Genomic DNA, 4,826 nt, shown 5'->3' with positions numbered 1-4,826 from the left:
CCCATCTCGCACCACGCCTGGAAATGGCGATGGATCGTGCTGTCGTCACCGTATTCCTTGGGGATTCGATTCCACTGACAGCCGGTGCGCAGCTTGTAGACAACCCCGTCCAACACCGGGCGAAGCGGCACACGCTTGCGGTCTTGCCGATGTCGAGGATACTCGCGGCTCAGAATCCCCTCGATGATCTCCCACACGTCGTCGGGAACCGCCCAGATCGTCGGTTCCGGCTTGGGTTCCGGCTTGGCATCGTCGGTCGTTTGCACGCGATAGACTCCTGAATCGACGAACTCACAGGAGACTATCGGCACGTTCCATTCACTGGTTGAGATAGACTCTTAGGAAATGAGGTCAGTTCGATGGCTCAGAGGGTCGTCGCCATGAAGCCCCCATCGACGGCAAGATCGGAACCGGTGACGAAGCTGCTCGCGGCGTCCGATGCGAGGAAGACTGCCGCGCCGATGAGCTCGTCGGGATCGCCGAACCGACCCATCGGCGTGTGCCCGAGGATGAGCTTCGTGCGCTCCGTCGGCGTGCCGTCCTCATTGAACAGCATACGTCGGTTCTGTTCTGCTGGGAAGAAGCCGGGGCTGATCGAGTTGACCCGCACGCCGGTCGTCGCCCACTCGCGGGCGAGCCACTTGGTCAGGCTGAGCACCGCCGCCTTCGCCGCTGAGTAGGCGACGACCCGTGACAAGGGAAGGTGCGACGACACCGACGCGATGTTGATGATGCTTCCAGCGCCGTTCTCGACCATCCGGGGCCCGAACTCCTGACAGGGGAGCAAGACGCCGCCGACCAGGTTCAGATCGACGCAGGCGTGCCAGTCGTTCAGCTGGATGCTCTGGAAGGGCTTGTCGGCAGTGACCGTGGCGTTCGCCTGGTTCCCACCGGCGGCGTTCAGCAGAATCGCGACTTCGCCGCAATCGTCCCGGATGCGGCGATGCGCCTGGGCAAGGCTGGCGGCATCCATGGCGTCGCAGCGGACATAGACGGCGGTTCCGCCCGCGTCCCGGATCAGGCGGACGCGCTCGTCGCCTTCTGCCTGACGCCGCCCCATGACGACGACGGCTGCGCCGGCGGACGCGAAGCCCGACGCGATGTGTCCGCCGAGGACCCCCGTGCCGCCGATGACCGCAGCGACCTTGCCGTCTAGCCGGAATCTGTCCACAGCCATGCCCTCCGTCTCGGTGGTGGCGCTAGTGTCGCGTGCCGTCGAACGAAATCCGCGGCCAGCCGCCGTAGGGCCAACCATCGAATCCGAGCGCGACGTAGTGGTTCGCCATGACATGCCGATATGACCCATCGTCGAGGATGGGCCCGCCGCGATGGATCAGCACGCCGTGGAAGTAGACGACATCGCCCTTTGACGCAACCACTGGCAGCTCTGGAAGACCGTTTCCGGCGAAGAGCTCATCGACGGCGTCGTCGTAATGCTTCCCGAACAGCGGCGCGGGCGAACCGTCGGGCCCTGGCTTGAAGTCCGCCTGCGTGATGAGTTTGCCTCTGTGGGAACCGGGCTGAATCCAGATCGTGCCGTTGCGCTCATCGACGTCCTGGAACGCGATCCATGCGGCAGCGCATCCGGGCAGGTAGTACTGGTCTTGATGGCGTCGCTGCTCGGAGCCGCGCCAGAAATACATCGTCTGGACGCCCTCCGGCTCGTCGCCGAAGCAGGAGCGCAGCGGGGCTTCGAGCGCCGGGTGAAGCAGCAGCTCCATCGCCATGGGATCGTAGAGGTGTTGGTTGTGCGTGCGTCCCCACTCGTTGGGTTCGCGCGGCTTGAAGCCCTCCAACGACTTCCGGCCGCTGTGCAGGTCCATCATGTAGTGGACCACGCGGTCGCACTCCGCCCCGGAGAAGACGCCGCGCCGGTGCACATAACCGTCTACCTCGTACTGTCGCTGTTCCTCGCTGGTGAATCCGTCCACGCGCCGCCTCCACCTTGTCACCCGTCATTGTCGCACCCGTTCGACCGATGCTACGTGGTTGCGAGCCGACCGTCAACGTGCGCTGCCCGAGCACGCCTCAGCCAGTTGACGCTGTGACGGTGGCGGCGTAGAGTGTTCGCGTTCAGCGCTCAGTGTCCATGAGGGAGCCACCGGGTGTTCCCCGTATTGCTCGCAGCGATGGCAGCCGCCGCTCCGGATGATCGCTGGCAAGTCGTGCCGAGCCTTCCCGACTACCGTCCGGAACAGCTCCATGAGAACCTCATGTCGATCGCCAGGTCGCAGTACGACGCCCGCGCCGCCGTCCTTGCCGGGCTCGCGTCCAGCAGCGACTGGGAGGCGCGTCAGGCGTACGTCCGTGAGTCCATGGAGAAGATGCTCGGGGGGTTCCCCGAGCGGACGCCCCTCAACGCTCGCGTCATCCGCACGGTTCAGTACGACGGGTATCGGGTCGAAAACGCCGTCTACGAGAGCCGTCCGGGGTTCTACGTGACGGCGAACGTCTACGTGCCGGATGGCGAGGGCCCGTTCCCAGGGCTCCTACATCCCTGCGGGCATTCCAGCAACGGCAAAGCCTACGACACGTACCAGATGGTCGATATCGCCGCCGCCAAGCAGGGGTACGTCGTCGTCGCCTACGATCCGGTGTCCCAGGGCGAGCGCTTCCAGATCGTGCGCGAGGACGGCCGATCGCGCGTCGGCGAGGGGACGCAGGAGCACAGCCATCAAGGGTGTCAAGCCTACCTCATTGGGACGAACCTGGCGCAGATCCGCATCTGGGACGGGATACGGAGCCTCGACTACCTGGTATCGCGCCCCGACGTCGATCCGGAGCGCGTCGGCGTCACCGGCAACTCCGGCGGCGGGACGCTGACCACCTACCTGTGCGCCGTCGATCCGCGCATCGCCGCCGCGTCGCCGAACTGCTACGTGACGACGCTCATGCGCCGATTCCTCTCGCGCGTGGGAGCGGACGCCGAACAGAACCTGATCCCGCAGATCGAGCTGGGCATCGACCACTCGGATATGCTCTCGGTGATGGCTCCACGCCCCGTTCAGATCGGCGCCAAGACGCTCGACTTCTTCCCGGTCGAAGGCACGCGCGAAGCGTACGCGGAGCTGCGCCGCGCCTACGAGGGCGTCGGAGCGCCGGACGCCGTGGAGCTCGTCGAGGAAGAGGGGGAACACGCGTTCTCCGTCGGCTTGCGCGAGGCGATGATCCGCTGGATGAACCGATGGCTCCAGACGCCGACGCCGGACTACCGCGAGCCCGACATCCAGCCCGTCGACGAGTCCGAGCTCCTCTGCACGCCGACGGGTCAGGTTCTCACGTCACTGGGCGGCACGACGGTTCACGACATCCTCAAGGACGCTGCTCTCCATGCGATTCCCACGCGACCGACACTCGGCACGGCCGACGACGTCGCCGCGCATCGCCGCACGGTTGTCGATGCTGCCCGAGAGCTACTGGGGTGGGAGACGGGCGATGCGCCACTTTCCACGCGGACAGTCGCCCTCGAACGGCTGGATGGCATCGACGTCGAGAAGGTCGCCTTCACATCGGAGCCGGGCATCATCGTGCCGGCGCTGGTCGCTGCGCCGACGGGCGCTGGACGGCTCCCGGCGGTTATCTACGTCCACGAGGGCGGCAAATCAGCGGACATGGATGAGGTGCTTCGGCTGGCGCGAGACGGGAACCGAGTCATTGCCATCGACTTCCGAGGCGTCGGCGAGACGCGATCGCCGCATGGCGACCCGTCGCGGTACTACCAGCGCCACGGCGTTGAAACAGACCTGGCGTACACGAGCTTCATGCTCGGAAAGCCGCTCGTGGGTCTGCGCGCGCGGGATGTCGTTCGCGCGGGGGACTACGCGAGGTCGCGCGGCGACGCGGGCGACGTGTCCGTCCTCGGCGTCGGCATGGGGGCTCTGATCGCCCTCCACGCCGCGCTGCTCGACGAGCAGTTCGTCTCGGTGACGGTCCGGGACCTGCTGGTGTCCTACAAATCGGTCGTGCTGAACGAGCTCTACACGCACCATCCGAATCGGTTCATTCCAAGCGTCATCGGACGGTACGACGTGGGCGATGTCGTCGCAGCCATCGCGCCGCGGTCCGTCACCATCGAGAGCTGTCTCGACGAGATGGAACAGCCCGCAAAGGCGGACGTGGTCACGGAGGAGTACGGGATCGCCCGGTCGGCATTCGCTGCGCTGGGCGCATCGGCGAACCTGCAACTTCCGTGAGGGATCGGCGTCTGGGTCGGGTTCCCGCATCGCGCGGGACATGGGTTTGCACGAAAGGAACGAGATGAGCGCGAAGCCGCGTCTGGCGATGCACGGCGGCGATCCCGTCGTGAAGGAGCGTTTCCCCGGTGGAGCCGCCGCGCGAAGCCTGATCGACGAGCAGGAGGTCGAAGCCGTCGCGCGCGTGATCCGCTCAGGCGCGTTGTTCCGTTTCAACGACCACGAGAACTCGGAGTGCACGAAGTTCGAGCGGGAAGCCTGCGCCTATGTCGGCGCGAACTACGGTCTGCTCGTCAACTCAGGCACGAACGCGATCATCAGCGCGCTGGTCGGGTTGGGCATCGGGCCCGGCGACGAGGTCCTCGTCCCAGCCTACACGTTCATCTCGACGGCGGCGGCGGTCGTAGCGGTCGGGGCGGTTCCCGTCATCGCTGAGATCGACGAATCGCTGGGCCTCGACCCGGAGGATGTCGCGAGTAAGATCACGCCATTCACGCGCTGCCTGCTCCCCGTCCACATGCAGGGCGTGCCGGCGCGTCTGAACGAACTCAAGAAGCTCGCGGACGACCACGACCTGTTCCTCGTCGAGGACTGCTGCCAATCCATCGGGGCGCGGTACTTCGACAAGGTGAC

The 4,826-nt window shown here is 65.9% G+C and carries 5 protein-coding genes; 2 read left to right on the top strand and 3 right to left on the bottom strand.

The window, feature by feature from the left end; translation table 11 throughout:
• The 3 genes from FJZ36_18005 to FJZ36_17995 form a co-directional block, all read right to left on the bottom strand.
• Window positions 1–266: transposase (locus FJZ36_18005; GenBank protein ID MBM3216792.1), on the bottom strand; the 266-nt coding region annotated here is incomplete at its 3' end.
• A 98-nt stretch (window positions 267–364) separates the two neighbouring features.
• Complete coding sequence (locus FJZ36_18000; GenBank protein MBM3216791.1) at window positions 365–1,177, bottom strand: SDR family oxidoreductase; 813 nt, start codon at window positions 1,175–1,177, stop codon at window positions 365–367.
• A 22-nt stretch (window positions 1,178–1,199) separates the two neighbouring features.
• Window positions 1,200–1,931 carry a phytanoyl-CoA dioxygenase family protein gene (locus FJZ36_17995; GenBank protein MBM3216790.1) on the bottom strand — a complete coding sequence of 244 codons (732 nt, stop codon included), beginning with the start codon at window positions 1,929–1,931 and terminating at the stop codon, window positions 1,200–1,202.
• Window positions 1,932–2,105: 174 nt separating this feature from the next.
• On the opposite strand from FJZ36_17995, the gene FJZ36_17990 reads away from it, so the two are divergent.
• Window positions 2,106–4,193: a hypothetical protein gene (locus FJZ36_17990; GenBank protein ID MBM3216789.1), complete on the top strand. Its 2,088-nt coding sequence runs from the start codon at window positions 2,106–2,108 to the stop codon at window positions 4,191–4,193.
• An 88-nt stretch (window positions 4,194–4,281) separates the two neighbouring features.
• A partial coding sequence (locus FJZ36_17985; protein MBM3216788.1) for an aminotransferase class I/II-fold pyridoxal phosphate-dependent enzyme occupies window positions 4,282–4,826 on the top strand: 545 nt, incomplete at its 3' end.

It is taken from the genome of Candidatus Poribacteria bacterium (assembly GCA_016866785.1).
Lineage (GTDB): Bacteria > Poribacteria > WGA-4E.
Note: the sequence above shows the minus strand (reverse complement) of the source record. Positions and strands in the feature narration are given on the sequence as shown.

Bases quoted from the DNA above. Each gene is read 5' to 3' on its own strand.
- FJZ36_18000 (MBM3216791.1), bottom strand. From the start codon at position 1,177: ATGGCTGTGGACAGATTCCGGCTAGACGGCAAGGTCGCTGCGGTCATC.